The 20,564-nt window shown below is 64.8% G+C and carries 16 protein-coding genes and 1 pseudogene; 10 read left to right on the top strand and 7 right to left on the bottom strand.

What is annotated here, in order from left to right; all coding sequences use genetic code 11:
• The coding region (locus HMPREF2833_RS12195) for a class I SAM-dependent methyltransferase (protein ID WP_210387058.1) at nt 1-619 on the bottom strand (619 nt) is incomplete at its 3' end.
• 93 nt (nt 620-712) lie between these two features.
• Nucleotides 713-1,186, bottom strand: coding sequence for a GNAT family N-acetyltransferase (locus HMPREF2833_RS10380; protein ID WP_070637955.1), 474 nt, complete (start codon nt 1,184-1,186; stop codon nt 713-715).
• 279 nt (nt 1,187-1,465) lie between these two features.
• Between HMPREF2833_RS10380 and HMPREF2833_RS10385 the strand changes: the two genes are divergently transcribed.
• The 6 genes and pseudogenes from HMPREF2833_RS10385 (at nt 1,466) to HMPREF2833_RS12215 (ending at nt 5,948) form a co-directional block, all read left to right on the top strand.
• Nucleotides 1,466-1,756 carry a DUF4287 domain-containing protein gene (locus tag HMPREF2833_RS10385; RefSeq protein WP_070637958.1) on the top strand — a complete coding sequence of 97 codons (291 nt, stop codon included), beginning with the start codon at nt 1,466-1,468 and terminating at the stop codon, nt 1,754-1,756.
• On the top strand, nt 1,753-2,205 hold the full coding sequence (locus tag HMPREF2833_RS12200) for a cupin domain-containing protein (protein ID WP_246829119.1): 453 nt from the start codon (nt 1,753-1,755) through the stop codon (nt 2,203-2,205). Before HMPREF2833_RS10385 ends, HMPREF2833_RS12200 begins: the two co-directional genes overlap by 4 nt.
• Before the next feature lie 52 nt (nt 2,206-2,257).
• Complete coding sequence (locus HMPREF2833_RS12430) at nt 2,258-3,040, top strand: helix-turn-helix transcriptional regulator (RefSeq protein ID WP_141756185.1); 783 nt, start codon at nt 2,258-2,260, stop codon at nt 3,038-3,040.
• A gap of 692 nt (nt 3,041-3,732) precedes the next feature.
• Nucleotides 3,733-3,990 (top strand): hypothetical protein, encoded by a 258-nt coding sequence (locus HMPREF2833_RS12210; RefSeq protein WP_083311013.1) that lies wholly within the window; start codon nt 3,733-3,735, stop codon nt 3,988-3,990.
• 60 nt (nt 3,991-4,050) lie between these two features.
• Nucleotides 4,051-5,249, top strand: a pseudogene (locus tag HMPREF2833_RS10400) (IS3 family transposase).
• A gap of 96 nt (nt 5,250-5,345) precedes the next feature.
• Nucleotides 5,346-5,948, top strand: coding sequence for a tyrosine-type recombinase/integrase (locus HMPREF2833_RS12215; protein ID WP_246829120.1), 603 nt, complete (start codon nt 5,346-5,348; stop codon nt 5,946-5,948).
• Nucleotides 5,949-6,306: 358 nt separating this feature from the next.
• Here HMPREF2833_RS12215 and HMPREF2833_RS10405 read toward each other — a convergent pair whose 3' ends face one another.
• On the bottom strand, nt 6,307-7,929 hold the full coding sequence (locus HMPREF2833_RS10405; RefSeq protein WP_083311014.1) for a UvrD-helicase domain-containing protein: 1,623 nt from the start codon (nt 7,927-7,929) through the stop codon (nt 6,307-6,309).
• Nucleotides 7,926-9,647, bottom strand: coding sequence for an OLD family protein (locus HMPREF2833_RS12435; protein WP_114116244.1), 1,722 nt, complete (start codon nt 9,645-9,647; stop codon nt 7,926-7,928). Before HMPREF2833_RS12435 ends, HMPREF2833_RS10405 begins: the two co-directional genes overlap by 4 nt.
• A 522-nt stretch (nt 9,648-10,169) precedes the next feature.
• Here HMPREF2833_RS12435 and HMPREF2833_RS10425 point away from each other — a divergent pair.
• Complete coding sequence (locus HMPREF2833_RS10425) at nt 10,170-11,687, top strand: hypothetical protein (protein WP_070637982.1); 1,518 nt, start codon at nt 10,170-10,172, stop codon at nt 11,685-11,687.
• Here HMPREF2833_RS10425 and HMPREF2833_RS10430 read toward each other — a convergent pair.
• Nucleotides 11,638-12,546 (bottom strand): DNA adenine methylase, encoded by a 909-nt coding sequence (locus HMPREF2833_RS10430; RefSeq protein ID WP_070637984.1) that lies wholly within the window; start codon nt 12,544-12,546, stop codon nt 11,638-11,640. The genes HMPREF2833_RS10425 and HMPREF2833_RS10430 overlap by 50 nt on opposite strands.
• A gap of 331 nt (nt 12,547-12,877) precedes the next feature.
• Entirely contained in the window at nt 12,878-13,207 is a 330-nt protein-coding gene (locus HMPREF2833_RS10435; RefSeq protein ID WP_070637987.1) for a sulfate permease, read from the bottom strand.
• 211 nt (nt 13,208-13,418) lie between these two features.
• Here HMPREF2833_RS10435 and HMPREF2833_RS10440 point away from each other — a divergent pair, with 211 nt between their 5' ends.
• The 3 genes from HMPREF2833_RS10440 (at nt 13,419) to HMPREF2833_RS10450 (ending at nt 16,828) form a co-directional block, all read left to right on the top strand.
• A complete protein-coding gene (locus tag HMPREF2833_RS10440) occupies nt 13,419-14,420 on the top strand; it encodes a DNA-processing protein DprA (RefSeq protein ID WP_070638547.1) in 1,002 nt (333 codons plus the stop codon).
• Between the two features lie 263 nt (nt 14,421-14,683).
• Nucleotides 14,684-15,847, top strand: a complete 1,164-nt coding sequence (locus HMPREF2833_RS10445; protein ID WP_070637989.1) for a Cmx/CmrA family chloramphenicol efflux MFS transporter — start codon at nt 14,684-14,686, stop codon at nt 15,845-15,847.
• 144 nt (nt 15,848-15,991) lie between these two features.
• Complete coding sequence (locus HMPREF2833_RS10450) at nt 15,992-16,828, top strand: helix-turn-helix transcriptional regulator (protein WP_246829144.1); 837 nt, start codon at nt 15,992-15,994, stop codon at nt 16,826-16,828.
• A gap of 8 nt (nt 16,829-16,836) precedes the next feature.
• Here HMPREF2833_RS10450 and mobF read toward each other — a convergent pair whose 3' ends face one another.
• Nucleotides 16,837-20,391, bottom strand: a complete 3,555-nt coding sequence (gene mobF, locus HMPREF2833_RS10455; RefSeq protein ID WP_070638553.1) for a MobF family relaxase — start codon at nt 20,389-20,391, stop codon at nt 16,837-16,839.
• Nucleotides 20,392-20,564 lie beyond the last annotated feature (173 nt).

Consider the following 20,564-nt stretch of genomic DNA (forward strand, 5'->3'; position numbering starts at 1 on the left):
ACAGCACCCATTGCGTTGACCGGTTGAATCCGCCAAGTGGATGGCGCACGACGAGTTCTTGTTGATCGAGCGACACCTCATCGAAGAGGTAGACGTCGGGGTTCATGAACCCGGTGAGGAGCAGTCCGCCGGGCCGGAGGACACGGAACGCCTCCGCCCAGACCGGAGCGAGGTCGGGGCAGAACACGTTCGACACGGGGTTGACGATGATGTCGAATGCGTCGTCGTTAAAAGCGCTGAGGTCGCGCATGTCGCCCAGAACAGTGTGAATCTCGAGCCCCTCACGTGTGGCGACCTCGTCGTCACGGGCAAGTTGCTTGGGAGAGTTGTCGAACACCGTTACGGTCGCGCCCGCGGCTGCGAGGATAGGCCCCTGCTGACCTCCACCAGAAGCGAGGCAGAGTACGCGAACGCCGACCAACTCGGCGGGAAACCAATCGCGCGGCGTCGGTTCATGGCCGATGAGGACCACGGACCAGTCGCCCTCGCGTGCGCGTTCGATGCTGTGAGTGCCGACCGGTCGCGACCATTCGATATCGCTGTCGACGAGACGATCCCAGGCGAGGCGGTTATGTGCAACTGGGTCTAGGTCTTCTCCCCTGACGGCCGGCTCTAACACGCCGCTGGGACGCTCCCTTGCGTTGGGGGCCATCGAGTCGGGCCGATCAGTCATCTCGAAGCGCAGACGGAGAGATGCTAGGGCTTGTCATTCTCAACGTCCCCCTGGTGCCGTAGGTCGTATCAAGGTGACTGAGCTACTCGTCATATTGGCCGTATCGTCATGGAATCCGACTGAGCGGTAGTAGTGGATCGCGTCCTCGTTCGAGCGTTGAATCACGGCGCGGATGCGCTGTACTCCGTTTTCTCCTGCGATGGCTGCGGTCGCATGTGACAGGCTCCGACCAATGCCCGAGCCTCTCGCACGGTCAGTAACGAACGTGGCGATGTCCGCCATGTCGTGCGGCAGGTCCGCATGGAAGCGTTCAAGGGCCTGGAAGCCGAGGAACCCCTCATCGGTGTCTGCCAGGAGGCAGCTGATGCAGTGGGGGCCGGTGATGAACCATTCCGCGAGCTCGGGGCCGGACAGCGGAGTATCGATCGCGGTCTTTCCGCCTTCGGCAATGATGCTGTTCAGTATGCGGGCCAACTCTTCAGCGTCGTCGATTTCAGCCTGACGGATGTGCATGCAACCACCCTAATTCCAGGCTGTAGTTCCTCGGATCACCCGTCCGGGTGATTCGGTCTCACCCGAGTGAGCGATGATATGAGCCGCCGCCCGCGGAAGAGTGGACGGCATGAACACCACCGCTCTTGCTTCTGCAGGGGAATCAAGGATGGTTGAAAGTCTTCGCTTCACGCTGGCATCCACGCTGAGTTTCGACTCCTGCGCAGTGCTTCACACCTACAACTCTGCTGACCGGCCATCGCAGGCTGGCTCTCGCTGAAATAAAGAAAGGAAGATCAGATGTCGTTCCAGGCATATCTAGACACCATTGAAGACAAAACCGGCCTCACGCCGCGTCAGCTTCTCGACATCGCCAAGAGTCGCGGCTACGACGCACCCGAGGTTAAGGCAACCGTCATCCTCGAATGGCTCAAAGACGACTACGGACTTGGCCGCGGCCACGGAATGGCGCTTGTCCATGTCATCAAGAAAGGGGCGCGCATCGACAGCAGACACGTCGGCACCACCGGATCGCACCGCGACGAATCCGACATGCTCTGGCTCGATGGCAAAGCGAGCAAACCGCAGTGATCACGATCGTCGACCGAAGCGCCCTGCAACTTCCTGGTTCACCCACCTCACGGTTCGAAGGAGCCGACCACAGCGCCGATGTGTCGATGTTCTGGGTTCATACTCCACCGGGGAAAGGCCCAGATTTTCATTGGCACCCCTACACCGAGACATGGGTGGTGCTCCAGGGGGAGGTCCGGATCGAGGCAGGCGACGAACAGTTGCTGGCGCAGACCGGCAACATCGTGACCGTCCCGGCAAACACCAACCATCGATTCTGGAACGTCGGGAGAGCAGAACTGGAAATGCTCTGCATACACGCCTCTCCGACCATCATCCAAGAGTTCGTCACACCGCCACCCTCGCCTCGACAGCGCTCGACGCCGAGGAATCTGGAAGAGGGTGACCATCGTGACAACCTTGGGCGCGCCTCCGCTTGGACCCACCAGCACGCCGCTGGTAGTCCGTGATCAGAGGGCGGATAAACCTTCAGGCCCAGTTGCGACGACCGCGACAAAAGTCGTGTTCAACATTTCAGGTTGGGCTCAGGTGCATTCATCGTCAGAACAAATCTGCCTGGAGCCCGGGAGCATCTTGACGATCCCGGCTGAGGTGGAATGCCGAGGCTTCCCCACCGGGCATGCGCGCACGGTGACGTTCTACTTCCATCCCGATTATCTGGCTGATCAACTGCGATGGCTGCCTGCCGCGCATCCCCTCGTCCACCACATCCACCACGCACTGCACGGCGATCCTAAGTTGCGCACTCTGCAACTTGCCAGCGCCGCGGTACGCAAGCTCGCGCCGCTACTCGTACGCTTGGCGCACCCCACAGACATCGTAGGAGACCTTGCGAAGTTATCGATGGCCTTCGATGTGTTCGATGCGGTCGGTCGGCTCAGCGGCGTGCACGCTGGAAATGACGACCCTTGGAGAACGGCCCCACGTCGTGAGGTAGCCAGAGCCATCTCACTGTTACGCGCGGATGTGAGCCGGGCCTGGAGGATCGATGAGCTCGCCCGAGAGATCGTATTGTCCCCGTCGCATCTGGCTCGGCTGTTTCGTACCCAGGTTGGTGTCTCACCAGCGGAGTTTCTTCGGCAGCTTCGAGCGGACAGGATGGCGGAGGTGCTCGCAACGACGAGCTTGACTGTGGGTCAAGCTGGAGCGGTCGTGGGTTGGAATGATATGGCGATGGCATCCCGTTCGTTCAAACAGCGGTACGGCGTGCCGCCGAGCGTCTACGCGAACCTGTATCGCAGATCGACAGCAGTTCCTTCGGTCATGCCAGAGACGGTCCGTTGAGCCACAGGCATGATGACAAGGACGCCCTCAGGGGCTCGGTCGTTGATAGCCAATCGTGTGTGGAGGTATGAGCGCACCGGGAATCAGCGAAGCCAGATCGACTCCGGGTGACGGATTCGAGTGAGCAAGCGCAGGCGGCCGGAATCTGGCGCTGGGATTGTGTCGCGGTATAGCCGTCTGCATGGCGCGTACCTGCTGAGTGATCCTGTTCGTCGCACACGAAGGCGAACAGGCCCCAAACAGCAGGGAGCCACCGCCATGCCAGACCGCACACCGCCGCCCCCTCCGCGGCTCGCCGAACTCCCCGCCCCGGTCATCGCCGAGGGACGGGCTACCGTATACCTCGGCGACGCCGTCGAACTCCTCCCGCTCCTGCCTGAGGCGAGCATCGACGCGCTGGTGACGGACCCGCCCTATGGGTTGAGCTTCAACGGTCACTCCTGGGACGACGCGTCCGGGTTCCGAGAATCCCTCCCGCACATGGACACGTCTGCAATGAGTGCACCGGAAGTGTTCGAAGCGTGGTGCACAGCGTGGGCTGCGGGGGCATTGCACGCACTACAAGCCGGGCGCGCATGTTGCAGCGTTCGGTGGTGCACGCACGTGGCATCGCATGGTGCGCGGAATCGAGAATGCAGGGTTCGAGATCCGTGACCAGATTGCGTGGCTGCACACCCGGTATGCCGAAGAGCATGGACCTCGCGCACGCGATCGACAAGCACCACGGTGCATACCGCACCGACCGCATCGTGCAGACCACCGACCATGATGGGGTATTCAACGCAACCCGCACCGTCCTATCCAAAGGTACCCCGGTCACCGGCAACGCCCAGCGATGGGACGGCTGGGGTACCGCGTTGCGGCCCGCGTTTGAACCGATCATCATCGCCCGGAAACCGCTCGAAGGAACCGTCGTCCGCAACGTCCTCGATCACGGACGGGAATGCTGAAGCCTTGGTTGACTCCGGGACTGCTTTGATCTGATCGATCGGGGCGGGAAGGATGAAGTCATGCCGGTGAAGTTTTCAGAGGAGTTCAAGCGCGACGCGGTCGCTCTGGTGCTCACGCAGGGGATGCCGCAGAAGCAGGTCTGCGCGGACATGGGGGTCTCGAAGTCTGCGTTGCAGGCGTGGGTGCGCAACGCCGAGCTCGCCGGTCGCGGGATCGCGCCCGCAGCATCGGGCGACATAGCAGGGCAGCGTGAGCAGGCGAAGATGCTCAAGCGGATCCGCGAGTTGGAGATGGAGAACGAGATCCTCCGGAAGGCTGCGGCGTATCTGTCGCAAGCGAATCTGCGGATCGGGTCCGCGTCCCCAAAATAGTGTTCCCGCTCGTCCGTGAACTGGCCGCGGCCGGCACTCGTTCCGGAGTGTCGGTCGCGGTGGCGTGCAGGATCCTTGGCTTCTCGAAGCAGGCGTATTACCAGTGGCTGCGCAAGCCACTCAGCGATCGCGACTGGGACGAGGCGCATCTGATCAACGCCGCGCGGGACGTGTGGGACGAGGGCCGCTGCCAGGGGTACCGGCTCATCGCGGACGAGCTCATCGACGACGGCTGGGACGTGTCGGAACGCCGCGTCTGGCGGGTGTGCTCGCAGGAAGGCATGTTCTCGGCCGCGCACCGCCGCAAGGGCCGGAGGAAGCATCGCCGGCCGGGTCCTGCCGTGCACGACGACCTCGTGAATCGGGAGTTCACCGCGGATGCTCCGAACCGGTTGTGGCTGACCGACATTACCGAACACCGAACCGGTGAGGGCAAGGTGTATCTGTGCGCCGTCAAGGACGTGTTCAGCAACCGGATCGTGGGCTACTCGATTAGCGACAGGATGAAAGCCCGCCTGGCCGTCGACGCGCTCAAGGACGCCGTCGGACGCCGCGGGAACCCGGCCGGAGTGATCGTGCATTCGGACCGGGGCAGTCAATTCCGCAGCCGCAGATTCCGGCGCACGCTGCGTCGCCACAAGCTCCGTGGATCGATGGGGAGAGTGGGCGCGTGCGCGGACAACGCAGCAATGGAGAACTGGTTCAGCCTGCTGCAGAAGAACGTCCTCAACCAGCAGCAATGGGCCACCCGCGAAGACCTCCGCCTCGCGATCGTGTACTGGATCGAAGCCCGCTACCACCGACGCCGCCGTCAACGAAGACTCGGGAAGTTGACCCCCATCGAGTTCGAGACCATCATGAAAGACCCCGCCTGCCTGGCGGGATAAGGAAACGAGTCAACCAAAGGCTCAGCATTCCCGACCTCTCGCCACGCGTGCACGCACTCAAAGACCTCTCGACCCTCACGACTCTGGCGGATCGGTGTGGGGAGGTGCATCAGAGCTATTCCGACTTCGTCATGCTCGGCGCTCTCCTCGCCGCGCGAGGCTCCGAGATCTCAGGCCTCCAAGTCGGCGACATCGACTGGGATCAACGCATCGTCACGATCCGCCGCCAAACCTACCCCGGCGCGGGGAGGCCTCGTCACCAAACAAACCAAGGGCCGAGACATCCGCCACGTCCCCATCCTGCAGGCCCTCACACCCGTACTGGAACGACTCACCCACGACCGCGAGCCCAGCGAGCGGCTACTGACTGGCCCTCGCGGTGGGGTCCTCACCACAGCATCGGTGCGGGATGCGACGAAGTGGGACCAGCTCGTCACCGAGCTCGAGCTACCCAGCCTCACCCGGCACGGACTCCGCCACACGGGGGCAACCTGGCTCGCCGACGCAGGCATCCCACTCCACGTCCTCCAAGGCATCCTCGGCCACAAATCAATCGAGACAACCCGCGGGTACCTCCACCCCGACACCAGGCACCTCACCGACGCTGCCGCACGCGCCAACGCGTTCCTCGACGGACACGAAAACCCCGACCGCGACAGCCCCGCTACGTCCAATCGAGCGACGGCACCTCGGCGATGACAAGGCTGCCGATCGCGGCCCAAAACGGGCTCCAGGTCCCGGCCAGGTCCCGGCTCGTCACAATGGCCGCAATCGAAGGGTTCAGGAGAGCATCAGCACCTGCGGTCGGATGCTTCCATAAACCCCTCCGAAAAGGACAACAGAAACGACGAAGCCCAGGTGAGAAACCTGCTCTCACCTGGGCTTTTCTGTCGGGCTGACAGGATTTGAACCTGCGACCCCTTGACCCCCAGGCGTCCAGACGGCTCCGGTCTGCCCGGATTCCGCGTGATTCCGGGCGTCAGATCATGCAGAACACGTCACGGGATGCATGGATTGCATGATTCTGGTCCCCTTCTGGTCCCCCTCGTAGGCAAGCTCAGTTCGCGGCCAGAGCCGCGAGAGGCGCTACGGCGGCGTGGAACCTGTTGCCCACGAGCAGCACGACGATCTTGTGTCTGGCTCTGGAAAAGACCACGTAGAGGAGCCGACTTGTTGTGGGGAACGGTTCCGATTCGTAGCCCATGAAGTCTCCCTCCCGCAACACCACGACGGTTGCGTCGGCCTCGCGTCCCTTCGTCTGGTAGAGGTTCATTAGTTGAACCTCTCGCGGGCTCAGCGCCGAGTCCGTGAGCGCCGCGTAACTCGCCTCACGAGCTTCCGCACAGATCGCTGCAACCATCTGACGGTCATCGCGGGCGCTGCTCGTGCGTGCCGCTCGCGCGTACATCACCGAGAGCAGGGTGGCTGCTTGCTGCCAGGCGCCCGACTTCTGCGGTAGTCCGAGCGCGTCGTGTGCCGTCGCCGCTACCTCGATTACCTCCCGAATGGACCCCGCCTCGGAGAGACGCTCTCGAAGAGCGCTCAGGCGAGCTTGCAGGGTCGTGGGGCCTGAACCGTTCATCACCTGGTACGCGATGGGGGGCGCCTTCTGCCCACGTTGCGCGCTCGTCAGGAACACGGCTATCGCTTCGAGAACAATTCCCCAGGTGCCATCGCCGGTGTGGAATCGCGCCATCGCTGTCTGGGCGTCGAGAGCGGCGGCGAGCGCGTCACTGAGACCAGCAACTTCATGTTCGATCCCGGCGGCTTCAAGTGCATCCGAGAGAGCCGCGAGCATGTCGTTATGGTGCGTGAATACTGCCACGCCCATATCTTCCGCGGCCAACTCGCTAACGACCCGTGCGACCTGACTGGTCTCGTCGGAGAGTGGTATTCCGTCTTGGATGACCAGTCTTTCGTCCTGGATGGCGGCCGCGATGGCCTCTGAGCCGAACAGGCGTCCCCTGATGGCGTTGGCGACGGCCGGGATGATCCCGGAGGGGTCTCGGAAGGAGGTTTCTGGCAGCAGGATGGTGTTCTCTGTCCCAGCGGCCGAGCAGGCTTCATCGATGCGCTCCACTCTGACGCCGTCTTCGGCGAGGAACGTGTAGATGCACTGGTTCGGGTCGCCGAGCAGTATCAACCTGCTGTCGCGGGCAATCAGCTGAAGGAGGTCTTGCTGCGCATCGCCGGTGTCCTGAAACTCGTCGACGATTACGAGGCCCCATCGGGTGCGAAGGTGTTCTGCGACAGCAGGTGCGGCCTGAGCGATTTCAAGTGTGAGCGGGATGAGCCTGCTGTATCCGATCTCGTGCTGGGCCAGCCCGAGCTTCTCGCGAGCGGGGCTGACGAGGACGGCGTCGCCGTGTCCGACCAGATTCCCGAATCTCCGGACCACGGAGAACGCGAGCGAGTGGAACGTCATGATGTCCACCTGGGAGCCTCGGCGGCCGAGAATCTCATTTGCGCGGGAGGCGATGCGCGCCACCGAGGAACGAGAGAACGAGAGGAACAGGACCCGATCGTGGGGTTCGCTTTCTGCTACTCGTTCAAGATGGGCGTGAGCTGCGGCGAGCGCGCTGGTCGTCTTTCCGACACCCGCTCCGCCGAGCACGACAGTGAGTTCGGCCTGCGTCGCTACGACTCGCTGCTGCTCCGGGTTCTGCGGGGCGAATGTCATGGCAGATCAGGGATGTCGATGCGTCCGAGCGTATCGCCGCAGACTGCTTCGATCGCGGACCGCGCGATCGGCGGCTGTCGTGTCAGTGCGTGAGCCCAGGCTGCCCCTAGCCCCTGCTTCTTGATCACTTTCGTCGCGATGAGGTGGTCCGCGATGTCGTCGTCGCCGAGATCGGGTGGCAGGGCAGGCATGCCGAAGTCTTCCAGGGTCTCGACCGTCTCTCGGAGCTGATCTCCAGGTACGCCGCGGATGAGCGCGGCCTCCACGGCGGTGCGAGTGGGAAGCACGACGAGTTGTTCGACCATTCCTGCAAGGACTCCGACTGCTGGATCTTCGTGTCCTGGCTTGTCATTGTCGACGATCGCTCGGACGTGGAATCCGAGTTCAAGGGCGATCTCGGCAATGGCTGGGAGCCGGGTAACTCCTCCGTCTGACCCTGGCGGGGCGACCAGGCGGATGCCGTTAGCGGGGAGGCTGTGGTGCGGTTCGTTCGTCTTCCGGAAGAGCCGCGACGCGAGCGCGCCGTACCCCTCGACATCGAGCGGCCCCTCCAGGAGGACAACGGTTCTCGCGCTCAGCGCTGCGAGAAGCTGCTCCAGGATGAGCCTCCGGTTGACTCGGCCCGTCTTGTCCGTGACTGCAGAGAGCTGGTGCTGTCGTCTCTCGCCGTGGCTGACCGTGAGCCGAACCAGCTCACCGGGATCGAATGCTCGTACTACCTCAGGACGGCGCGTTGTGAGGATCGCTTGCCCTGCCGTTACGTGGATGAGCCGCGCCATGTGTTCAGATGAAGATGCGTCAAGGCGATCTCCAAAGTCATCGCCGATGATGACGACGCCTGATTGTGCATCTCGCGCGGCTGCGATGGCTTCAGCGGCCGAGAGCACACTCTCGAGAGTCGACCCCTGGGAACGGACGGGAAGGGCCCCGGCCGCACCCATCGAGATCGCTGGTTGAAGCGCTCTGAGGAGGGCAGCCATAGAACCGTCATCCGCCAGAAAACTGATGTCGGCGGAGTCATCGATACCGAAGAGAGCCTGCGGTCCGGAATCAATTACCTTATCCAGAACGCTAGTGACCACCTCCGTCTCAGAGAACGACCCGGTTGCAGCATGGACGGCCGAATCCAGATCGGTGAGGGCGCTGTCCAGGCCACCAGGATCGGCATCAGCAAGGAGTGCTCTCAGGACTCCCTCTGCCCGCAGCTGGAGAGCCGGCGCACTGTCAACGAACTGGACAGGCAGAGACTCACGCTCGATCCGGCTCGCCTTCTTGAACACACCGGCAGCGGGATCACTTCGCGCCGGGTAATCCACCCAGTGCTCACCGGTGTCCGTATCGAGGTCATATCGTGCGCGATAGCACAGACGTACGCCCAGAACCGCGTCGCCCGCGTTGCTTGGCGTGGCGATCTCCCCGGTTGCCCGGTCGAACGTTTCCAGATTCTCGCTGAGAAGAGTTTCTACGTCCTCCCCGAGGTCGAGGAGAGTCACCTCTACCTCCGTCAAGGACTCTTCATCGCCGTCAGCAGGTCGGTAGACGTCGAGAGGATTCACGCGGGACCGAGTACTGCGGGCGTCGAGAACCCGGCGCAGGGCCTCGACGATGTCAGTGCGGCCCGCCTGCGGCTCACCTGCAAGCACCATGTTCTCTGGCACCACGAGCGCTGCATGGCGATAACCCCGGAAGCGTCCGATACGGATGCGCGCGACCCTCATTGGCTACTCCTTGCATACCCCCCCCCGATGCAAGCTGAGCGCTCGGCTCGCAACGGGACGATGAGCGTGAATCAACGGACCTTCTCCCGCTCGGAACCGGCGGCTCCCATGCCTATCGTCCCACGGACTGTGGTCAGTACCAGGCGGCGACGCACCATGGCCGTCCCGTGAGACACGCGACGACAGGTTCCGTACAAGCGTCCGAAGCGGCAGCTCGGCCTCGTTCCGTCTGGTTCCGCAGTTCAGGCGACCCACGCGGCGTCGCCGGCATGCTGAGTGATTTGCATGACCGTGGTCCCGTGCCTGGGCGCCTGCCCGCGTCGAGAACTGTCACGGCGTCACGGGCGCCTATGGCAACCAGTTCGTGCGTTCGCGCATCAGCGGAGCTCCGGTTGATGCGCCTCGACGTGTCTCAGCCCGATCGCGAAACCGCGCGGCTACGGTTAGGACTGAACGACAGCTCTCGTCCGTTCGGCACCGAGGGCGTAGATCGCCGGACGAATCATCGAGACGAGGCTGGACATGGCTTACGAGCAGCTACCCATCGTGGAGGTCGAACTGAGCCGGCTCCTGCTCGACCTGGAGAACTACCGCATCCCGACGCGTCGCGACGATGAAGCCGGAGCCTTGAAGTATCTGTTCGCTTCCGAGGACGTCCTCGGCGCGGCGCGGCTGATCCTCCGCGACGGCTACTTCGACAACGAGGTGCCGATCGTGATCGCGGCGGAGTCACGGGACGAGCCGCCTTCGTACATCGTCCTGGAAGGCAACCGGCGCGTCAGCGCACTCAAGGCTCTCTACGACCCGACGATCGTGCCTGGTCACGAAGCCGAGGTTCGCTCACTGCTCAAGCGGTACGCAGTCGAGGCAGAGAACCTCCCCGAGCGAATCCGCGTGATCGTGGCGACTGATCGCGCGACCGCCGCCCCGCACGTTGCCCGACTGCACACTGGCATCTCCAAGAAGCGGTGGAGCCGCGACCAACAAGCAACCTTCTACTACTCACTCGTGGACGACCAGACGACTGTGGAGGACGTCAAGGCGCAGTACCCCGATGTCGAGGTCGCAAGGTTCATGAAGATGGCTGTGATGCGACGCTTCCTTGCCGCTGCGCCATTCTCCGATCACACCCTCCGGCAGTACGCCGCCAGCGACGACTTGGCGATGTCGGCCTTTGAGTACGCGTACCGAAGTAAGGACATCGCGGCTGCGATCGGGGTGGAGTTCGATAGAGACGGCATGTTGCTTCCTCGGTCCTCAACTCCCGAAAAGATCGCGTCGGAACTTCCAAAGAAGAAGCTCGGTGCATTGGAGTATCTAGTCGGGGAGTTTCGCGCTGGAAGGCTCAACACCCGCTCTCCGGAGCTCAAGAAGCGTGATGACGCCTACCAGCCGTTCGTGGACCGTCTCAACGGTGTACCCACTACAGCAACGCCGACACCATCACCCGCCGCGCCCGCACCACCGACTCCGCCTGGACCGTCGCAAGGTGGCAGCCACGGAATGCCTCCAAGCGGTCCCGGCAGCGCGACCGGCGGGGCAACGCCACCCCAGCCGGAGCCTCCGAGCGGAGCAGGAAGCCGTGGACCGAACCATCCAGACACAAAGGACACGCTCGATCTGTCTGGCCTCGACTACGAGAACGCACCACTGAACCTCAAACTGCGCTACTTCGAGCTACGACGGATCAACCTGGGAAACTTGCCTATCGCGTCCGCGATCCTATTGCGCTCTGTTCTCGAAGCCACCATCAAAGTCCATTTCGAGGGCTCCGCAACGCCCGCGACAGGCGAGTTGAGTGCGGTTTTCAAAGTGGTCGCGCAAACCTATGGCTCGGAGAAGACTCTCAAATCGACCATCGGCGCCATACAGTCGGGAAACGCCCACAAACATGGCTCTATCCAGTGGTTCAATCTCATCGCGCACAGCGCAGATGCGTCAGTGACCGCAGAGGACGTTCGGCAGGCGTGGAAGGTGGTCAATCCGCTGCTCAGGCGCTTGTTGCGTCCGCCATTACAGTCTGCCCCTGCAACGCCTTGACCACACCGGCGACCGCGGGCGATGCAACGAGCAGTTCTTCGGCCTGCCCCGGATACCGCGCGGAGTAGGTCAGCTCCAAGCGGCATTGGAAGTGCTCGCGATACAGCTTCTCAATCAGTGGAGCCGTGTCATACGTCATGAGCCAGTGCGCCTTCTCAACCGTATTGACGATCGCCGCGAGGGCTGTGTGATCGCGCCCGTCGAACGCGTTGAGGTAGAGCTGAGACCCTGCCTGAACATAGGGCGGATCGATGTACATAAATGCTCGATCGTCCTGAGCGTAACGCTGGATCACTGTCCTGCCGTCAAGGTCTGAGACCGTGATCTGATCGGCCAGGCCTCCGATCGCAGTCAATCGTTCGATGAGCGTTTCACGATTGAAGCGGGCGTCAATCTTGTATCTCCCTTCCTGCCGCTGACCGCCGATAACTCCGGCATTCAGAATCCCTGAACGATTGGTCCTGTTCAGAAAGAAGAAGGCGAACCCGAGGCGGAGTGAATCTCGCTCATCGCGCGATCTGTATATCTCTCGCTGCTTCTGCCATTCAGCGATCGTGAGTGGGACGGACGCAACCATTTCAACGAAGTTGGCATTGTCTCCGACCGCAGATTTCCAGAAGGCGTACACCGCAGGGTCAATGTCGTTGACAACCAGTTCTTCGACAATGCCCTCGCGGAGCAACGCAATCCCAGCTCCCACGCCACCGGCATATGGCTCGATATAGCGTGCGCGCTCGACCCTGAGGGCATCGATGATGTCGCCAAAGAAGCCAGCGAGCGCCGCCTTTCCTCCCGGATAGCGGAGCGGCGAGAGCGTTCCGTACCGACGTGACGCGACAACCCGCAGCGTGTCACTCATCAGGACTCCTTCCCTGCTCGATGCGCGGCGACTCGGCAGCGAGCCGAGCAGAAGCGCGCATCACCTCGACCGAGGAACGCCTGATCGCAGCGCTCGCAGTTACGCCACGCCTTACGGCGACGTAGCCGCTCATGACGCAGCGCTCGATCAACGTCAGTGAGGCCCGCGTCGCTGAGGCTCGTGAGGTCCTGCATGTAACGGATACTACTCGTAACGACATCACAGAGCCATCGACACGCCGAATCGATGCGGTACACCGCGAAGGGACGCGCCAACCGAATGCGACTGTGTCGTGGTCAGTGCCTTACGGCGCGGTGGGCTCGCCTGCGCGTCACCGCGAGGACGGCACCGGTTGCCGTTCGCGACGCTCCCCCGCACGGACACTTATGAGCTGGATCAGACTGACGGGGCCGATCCAGAGGAACCTGAAGGCGTTCCAGACCAACAGCAGGACCAGCAGGTAGAGCCAGCCGGGGCCGCCGTCGTTGATGATCGTGGTGCAGATCGCCGCGGCGTAGAAGTAGACCCCGGCGAGCAGCATCGCGGGGACGCCCCACTTCAGGCCGCGCCGTGTGCGGATCGCGTTGAGCAGCAGATTCGTGGGTGCGTAGCGGAGTACGCCATAGCCTCGTGCGCTGAGCGCCACGCACGTCCGGAGCATTGCGGGCCTCATTCCTCGTCATAGCGCGACGGTGTTCCGTCGTGGAGGCGGCTATGAACCGAGTGCCCGCGAGGGGCCGTCCCGAAGGACCCGCGTAGTTTACTGAATCTGCCTCGCTACCGAGTCTACGACTGACTCGCGACAGAGGGAACCCCGGCGGCAGCCGGGCGTGTACCTCGTCGGTGACCTTGGAGCGGAAGGGACACCGATCATGGCGACGTTGGCGGAGCAGGTGCAGGGTGAGCGGATGGCGCGGATCGCCTTGTCGATGATCGCCGAACCTAACGACCCGGCCACCGGCCACGTCCTCACCCGTCACGGCGGGGTCGAGACGCTGCGGCTGATCGAGTCCGACGACGAGGTGCCCGGCCTGGCCCGCGCCGACGCACTGATGTGGCGCGAACGACTGACGGCGCGGGTCACGCCCGGTCTGCTGGATCAGATGGCTCAGGCGGAGCGCCACGGGTTCGGCACGCTCATCCCGGCGGACAAGGAATGGCCCGCCGGCCTGAACAACCTGGGCGAGCGTGCGCCGTACCTGCTGTGGACGCGCGGCGCGGCCTCGTTCTTGACGACGCCGCTGAGCGATCGGGCCACGATCACGGGCGCTCGCGCTGCGACCCCCTACGGCGAGCACGTCGCCGGCGAGCTGGCGATGGGCCTGGCTGATGAAGAACGGGTCGTCGTCTCCGGTGGTGCCTACGGGATCGAAGGCGCCGCGCACAAGAGCGTGCTCGCCGCGAGCGGTCAGACGATCGCGGTCCTGACCGGCGGGCTGGATCGCCCCTACCCGGCCGGGCACAGTGAGCTGCTGAGTCGCATTGGGGATGTCGGGCTGTTGGTGAGCGAGCTGCCGCCGGGAGCCGCACCGACCAGGTATAGGTTCCTTGCTCGCAACCGCCTGCTGGCGGCGCTCTCGGGTCTAACCGTGATCCCCGAGGCCAGCCCTCGGTCCGGGTCGATGACCACTGTCATCGCCGCACGCGAACTCGGCCGGGGCGTGGGCGCGGTGCCCGGCCCGGTGACCAGCGTCGCCAGTGCCGGACCGAACGAACTCATCAAGCAAGGCTTCGCCGTGCTCGTCACTCAGCCGAGCGACGTGATCGCTCTGCTCGATTCCAACGCCCCAAACCGCGTTGTTGCGCGATCGGAGCTTGGACGGGACCTCGGCTACCGGTGGCCGTCTTCGGGCGCACCGGGACCCTCGCTCTGACTTCCGTCACCCCGCATCAAGGTGTTGTAGTTTGGGCACCGAGGTGTCGGCGATGCTTCTCCGGTAGTCTTGACGGCATGGGATCGCCTGAATCAGACAGAGCGGGGCTACCGGTACACCGGTAGCCCGTGATGCTGGCGTTTTCCCTCATCCTCTTCTCGCGTGCGCTCCTTGGCGTCGCGTCTGTGTGAGCTTGCGCATCCGAAACACCGGTCGTGCCATACGCACCCGTACCCGCTCTCTCATGTTTCGGAAGCACACTTATGCCCTTCTTGTTGTATCTGCTCGCCCTGGCTGTCTTCGCCCAGGGAACCTCCGAGTTCGTCCTGGCCGGCCTGCTGCCGGCGATCGCCGCTGAGCTCGGCGTGTCGCTGAGCCAAGCCGGTCTGCTGACCTCCGCGTTCGCGGTCGGCATGGTCATTGGCGCACCCGCGATGGCCGCCGGTGGCCGGAGACTGTCGCCGCGGTGGACGATGACCGGGTTCCTCGCCATCTTCGTGATCGCCCACATCATCGGGGCGCTCACCGACTCCTTCACAGTCCTCCTGCTGACCCGGTTCGTCGCCGCCCTCGCGAACGCCGGGTTCCTCGCCGTGGCCTTGTCGACGGTCGGTCGGATCGTGGCCGCCGGCCAGCGCGCCCGCGCTCTGGCCGTGATCCTCGGCGGCACCACCCTCGCACTCATCGCCGGCGTCCCCCTCGGCGCTCTCGTCGGCGAGATGCTGGGGTGGCGTATGACGCTGTGGGCGATCGCCGTCATCTGTCTGCCCGCGCTGGCGGCCGTGCTTGTGGCGACGCCGACCCGGACCGAGCCCGGTGCCACAGCCACCACCCCGGCGACACTTGGCGCCGAACTGTCGGTACTGCGCCGGAGACCGCTGCAGCTCGCTGTCACCTTGGCGGTCCTGGTCAACGCAGCGACATTCTGCACATTCACCTACCTGGCGGTGATCGCTACCCAACCGGCGGGCGCAAGCGAGGCTGCGATTCCCGGGCTCCTGGCACTGTTCGGGATCGGTGCCTTTCTCGGCGTCACCGTGGCCGGCCGGCTCGGGGACCGTCACTGGCGTCCGTTGCTCGGGCTCGCGAGTCCCATCCTGCTCGTCGGCTGGGTCACGCTCGGCCTCGCGCCCGTCAGTCCCGCCCTGCTGTGGACGCTCGCATTCACGCAAGGCGCTTTGTCCTTCGCCGTCGGCAGCACCTTGATCGCGCGGATCATGGCCGAAGCGGAATCGGCTCCAACCATGTCCGGGGCATACTCCACCGCAGCACTCAACATCGGAGCGATCATCGGCCCCATCGCGGGCGGCCTTGCCCTCCACCTCGTCGGAACCCACGGCATCGCCCTGACCAGCGCAGCACTCGTCGGCCTCGCGCTGCTCCTGTGGTTGCGCAGCGCAAACCAGCGCCAAGGAACCGGCATGTAGGACCGACCACGGAACGAAGACCCGGCACCGACGGGGTTCGACAGCACGATGTCACCTCTTCACGGCGGATCACTCTGGTTCGAGCCAGTCGTAGCTCGAACCAGAGTGATCCGCGCAGCCGTCGCGCCTCTGGCATTCAACTGCGTGACCGTGACGGTCGTTCGCGACGGCAGCGCGATCTTGCTCAGCGAGTTCGGACAGAAACCGATCAACGTAGGCGACGTGATCCTGCTGGCCGCGAACACGCTTTGTGGCGGGGAATCGGAAGAGCAGGTGACCGTCACGACGATCTGCGCGGACACCGACTATGTGATCGACCAGGTGTTCTGGCAGCATGTCGGCCTATTGCAGGATCGACTGGACGCGCAAGACTTCGCCGCCACCATCTATACCGAGCCCGCGCAGATACTTCGCCTCGGTGAAGGTCGGGCCGGTGCGCTCGAGCCCTGGCTGGATGAGCTGGTGGCACTCAGCACTGAGCACCGGCCGGTCGAGAACTTCTACCGGGTGCAGGCGTTGTGGTTCTCCATCGCACACGTGATCGCGCCGTTCATCAGAACGTCGGATACGCGCCTGTCATCGACGCAACGAGCGACGACGTGGCCGGCGGTTCCGCGCGTTCGCCGGTTCTCCCCACTACGGCGAGAGGCACGAAGAGGCGCTGAACTGCTGCGGAGCGATCCAGTTCGGCATTGGTCGGTGGGCGACCTCGCCGCCGAACTGCATCTGTCGAAGTCGCAGGTTGGCCGACTGTTCGTGGATGCCTACGGCAAGTCACCGATCGCCTATCTGACGATGCTACGGACGGAACGGATGGCGCGCCTCATCCGCACGACAGACGATCCGATTTCGATGATCGCCCGCAAGGTCGGCTGGGGCGATCCTGACTTCGCGGCACGTCAGTTCCGCCGCAGCATCGGCGTGACGCCCCGCAAGTACCGCTCGATGATTCACGACCGTGCAGCGCAGATGGTTGGCTGACGGCGGTCTTAAAGGCTCGGCCCCTGCCGCACCACGACGTTCGTCCGGTGTTGCTCCGCCGGTGCGTTGTCGGCAGCGATGGCTTGGGCGCGGTTGAGGGCGGCGCGGGCGCGGATGGAGTCGATCTTCTGACTGGTGTTTTCTGGTTCGGTGCCGAGCGGGGTGCTGGTGTCGGTGATCTGATAGCGGTCGCGGTAGGCCGCGACTGTGCGAGCAGCGCGCCACCATGCCGCCTGTTGCTTCTTGTCCTTCGGCACCGTGCCGAGCTTCGCTACCCACGGCTCCTTATCGCTGAGGGCACCGCGGAGCACGCCGTCGGCGCGGGCTTCGATCAGCTCGTGGCGCTCGTCCAGGGCTTGCCGCATGTCCTCGGTCATCTGCCCGCCAGCGTGCGGGATCAATCCGACGATCAGCCTCGGGGACTTGCGAGTGCGGCCTGAGCCAGCGGGCCGGACGGTGGCGCGCGCGACGCGGGCGTGCAGGACGGAGGCGATATCGTCGGCATCGTCCAGGCTCCGCGCGGCGACCAAACGCGGGAGCAGCGCGTCGAGGTCGTGATGGTTGGCCTCGGCGTAGCGCAGCTCGGCCGACAGCGCGCCGTAGGCGTCGGAGCCGAGCACGTCTTCGATCTGCTCGACCGTGAGCCCGGACGCGGCGAGCAAGGTCGCCCAGCGATCGTGCTGAGCGGCTTGCGCGATGGTGTCGTACTCGGCCGCGAGTTGGGCGATCGAGCCCCAGCGGTCTTGCTCGGCGGCGATCGTCTCGTGCGCGGACAGCTCGGCACCGATGTGCTGCAACACGCCGTAGAGGATCGAGCGGGCGGTGATGTTCGGGTTGTCGCCGGGATGCGGCACCGCGTGTTCGACGTCTTCTCGGCCGACGGCGACGTAGGCGTGGTTGCTGTGGGCGCCGCGGGTCATGGAGACGTAGAAGTTCTCCCGCGTGGTGGTGGCGGTGACAACCGCGTGCGCGGTGTCGGTGGTCACGCCCTGGGCGCGGTGCGCAGTGATCGCGTAGCCGAGGTCCAGGTGCTCGGCCACGTAGTCGGCCGGCAGGACGATCCCGCCGCCGAACCTGCGTCCGGCCGGGCGGATGCTGACCGACCCGTCCTCCCGAACCCCGGTGACGATCCAGCGGGCGCCGTTGCGGACCCACGTTCGGCCGTTACGGAGCCGCCGGTCGTTCTCGCGGGTGATGACCAGATCGCCCTCCGAGACCGCGGTGCCGTCGCGCAGCGGCAGTTCGCGGGTGGGATTCACGGTGCCGTCGATGATCCGATCCGCCCGCGCCCTGGCGTTCAGCTCGGTGACGGTCGCGTGGGTCTCGGTGACCAGGATCGACGCGCGCCCGGCGGCAAGATCACGTCGCCATGCGGTGTAGGCGGCGTCGATCATCGCTTCCTCATCGCCCCCGGTGATCCGGCCGTGCTCGATCAGGGTGTCGATCGCCTCGGCGCGTCCGTGGCGGAGCTGGAGCGAAGTGGTCTTCTCCCACTCGTTGGTGAAGCGGTGCAGATCGGTCAGCTCGGGGGCGTCGTCGCGATCGTGCACGAGCATCGCGAAGCTGCCGCCGGCGCCGGGTGATTGGAGCTGGCCCCAGTCGCCGACCAGGAGGACTTTCGCGCCGGCCTTCTCGGCTTCACGGGTGAGCCGATCCAGCGACATCGTTCCGGCCAGGCTCGCCTCGTCGATGATGACGAGCTGCCCGGCCGTGAACGTAGTCCCGTACATGATGTGGTTCTGCCACCACTTCGCCGTGTTCTCGGTAGCGATGCCGAGGTCATCGGCAAGGACCTGCGCGGCGACCGCCGAGGGGGCGAGCCCGATCACCGAGCCGGCGCCGTGCTCCTTCTCCCACGCCCGCCGGAGCCCGTTCATCGCTGTCGTCTTCCCGGCCCCAGCCGGACCGACCAGCACGTCCACGACACGACCGGAGACCGCGATCGCGGCAAGGGCCGCGGCCTGATCCTCGCCGAGCACCCGGCCGCGCGCGTCGGGCCTGCGGGCGATCCTCTCGACCGTCTCCAACGGCACCACCTGCCCGGAGGTGTCAGCGGCGCGTGTCAGGAGTCGGTCTTCGGCGGCCAGCAGGGCTTCGGAGGAGAACAGGGTCGAGGCGTGCGGGCGGAACCGGGAGGTGCCGTCCATGCGGCGGAACTGCAACGGGCTCGACGCCAGCTCCGGCGGCGTCAGCCGCAGCGAAGCGTGCTCGGCGGCATCGACCACGAGCCCGGTGATCGCCTCCCGGTCCTGGATGCTGGCGAACCGCCACCCCATCAACTGCCGGGATGCTTCGGCGTGCAGGTTCCAGCGGGTCCAGGTCGAGCGCTTCTCACCGACCGTCTCCATCACGGTCTGCCCGACCTCGCGCACTACATCCAGTGGCACGTCGTCGGCGCGCAGCACTCGCCGTGGTGCCTGTGCGTTCGCCGTCGTGAGGGTGCGCGCCCAGCCGTTCGCTTCCCGGCGCAGCACCCGGCCGGCGCGCTGTCGCCACTCGGCGGTGAGATCGGCCAGCGAGCGGACCTCCTTCTCCGGCCTCGTGGCGAGTGTCGCCTGTGCCCGCAGTTTCAGCACCGTTCGGGATGAGGGCTGCCTGCCGTGCTTGGCGACGTACTCCGCGATGAGGCGGTCTTTCTCGGCCTCGATGTGCCGTGACCGGGTGGAGAACTCGGCCACGAGTTCGTCGGGCACACCCTCGATTTCCCATGCCGGGTTCCGGTCCCTGCCACGTTCGCGGGCCTCCCACTCGACGCCGAGGACACGGGTGAGCTGATCGGCCAGAGCGGCGTTGTAGAGCTCGGAGACCGCGACGACCACCGCGTGCATCGGGCGGCCCGCGAGGGTCCGCCAACGCCCGTCCTGCACGGTCAGGACCTTGTTGCTGATGACGACGTGGGTGTGCAACTGCGGGTCGCCGGCGCGGCTGTCGTAGTGATCGAACGCCGCGGCCACGACTCCGGCGACATCGACGTGCGCAACCGCGCCGTCCGGGCCGGTTGCACCGACGCGGGTTGCGGCAACCTCGCGTTCGAGGAACGCAACCAGCTCTGCAACCGCCGCATGATGGGCGTCCGCGATCAGGGCTTGGGTGCCGGCGTCGGCAACCGCCCAGATCGTGGAGACCGACTTCGGCACGCTGAACGTGAAGTCGTAACCGGCTACCGCGCGGCGGGTGCCGCGCTCGGCTTCCTCCGCCTCGATCGCAGCTACTTCCTGCGCTCGAGTCGCCGGCCCCAACTCGGGGTCGAGGGCGTCGACGCGCTGCTTGATCCGTTCTCCGATTGACGCGAACTGCTGGTAGGAGCGGCCCAGCGGCTCGCCCGTGATCGGGTCATGGCCCATCCCGATCAACAGCGCGAGCTGAGCTTCTGAGACCTGCGCTCGCTCGACCAGCTCGCCGTGCCCGAGCTGGCCCAGCCCCGAGCCCACCCAGAAGCCCGGCGGCGTCCCCGCCTCCGCGTAGTAGCGGGTCAGCGGCGTGCTCAGGCTCCGGTCGCCGTCGCCCGCGGCGATGGACTTCAACAGGTACTTGTACCCATCGCCCGCGCTCATCACGCGCATCGAAACCGTCACCTGGGCTGCTCCTTCCGCCGGCGTTCGGAGGGCAGGTGAGCCCGCGAGCCCGATCGCATCCAATGCGACTCGGGACGGCTCGCGCCTCGTCTGAAAGACGTGTGGCCTCTTACGACGTGGTTCCGTACGCCGTCGCGGAAGCTGTTCGGATTCGCCGATTC

Source organism: Kocuria sp. HMSC066H03 (assembly GCF_001812045.1).
GTDB classification, from domain to species: Bacteria; Actinomycetota; Actinomycetes; order Actinomycetales; family Micrococcaceae; genus Kocuria; species Kocuria rhizophila.

What these genes read in the sequence shown, in the direction of transcription:
- HMPREF2833_RS10380 (WP_070637955.1), bottom strand. Translation starts at nt 1,186, where the DNA reads ATGCACATCCGTCAGGCTGAAATCGACGACGCTGAAGAGTTGGCCCGC.
- HMPREF2833_RS10385 (WP_070637958.1), top strand. Translation starts at nt 1,466, where the DNA reads ATGTCGTTCCAGGCATATCTAGACACCATTGAAGACAAAACCGGCCTC.
- HMPREF2833_RS12210 (WP_083311013.1), top strand. Translation starts at nt 3,733, where the DNA reads ATGGACCTCGCGCACGCGATCGACAAGCACCACGGTGCATACCGCACC.
- HMPREF2833_RS10405 (WP_083311014.1), bottom strand. Translation starts at nt 7,929, where the DNA reads ATGACATTCGCCCCGCAGAACCCGGAGCAGCAGCGAGTCGTAGCGACG.
- HMPREF2833_RS12435 (WP_114116244.1), bottom strand. Translation starts at nt 9,647, where the DNA reads ATGAGGGTCGCGCGCATCCGTATCGGACGCTTCCGGGGTTATCGCCAT.
- HMPREF2833_RS10425 (WP_070637982.1), top strand. Translation starts at nt 10,170, where the DNA reads ATGGCTTACGAGCAGCTACCCATCGTGGAGGTCGAACTGAGCCGGCTC.
- HMPREF2833_RS10430 (WP_070637984.1), bottom strand. Translation starts at nt 12,546, where the DNA reads ATGAGTGACACGCTGCGGGTTGTCGCGTCACGTCGGTACGGAACGCTC.
- HMPREF2833_RS10435 (WP_070637987.1), bottom strand. Translation starts at nt 13,207, where the DNA reads ATGCTCCGGACGTGCGTGGCGCTCAGCGCACGAGGCTATGGCGTACTC.
- HMPREF2833_RS10440 (WP_070638547.1), top strand. Translation starts at nt 13,419, where the DNA reads ATGGCGACGTTGGCGGAGCAGGTGCAGGGTGAGCGGATGGCGCGGATC.
- HMPREF2833_RS10445 (WP_070637989.1), top strand. Translation starts at nt 14,684, where the DNA reads ATGCCCTTCTTGTTGTATCTGCTCGCCCTGGCTGTCTTCGCCCAGGGA.
- mobF (WP_070638553.1), bottom strand. Translation starts at nt 20,391, where the DNA reads ATGCGCGTGATGAGCGCGGGCGATGGGTACAAGTACCTGTTGAAGTCC.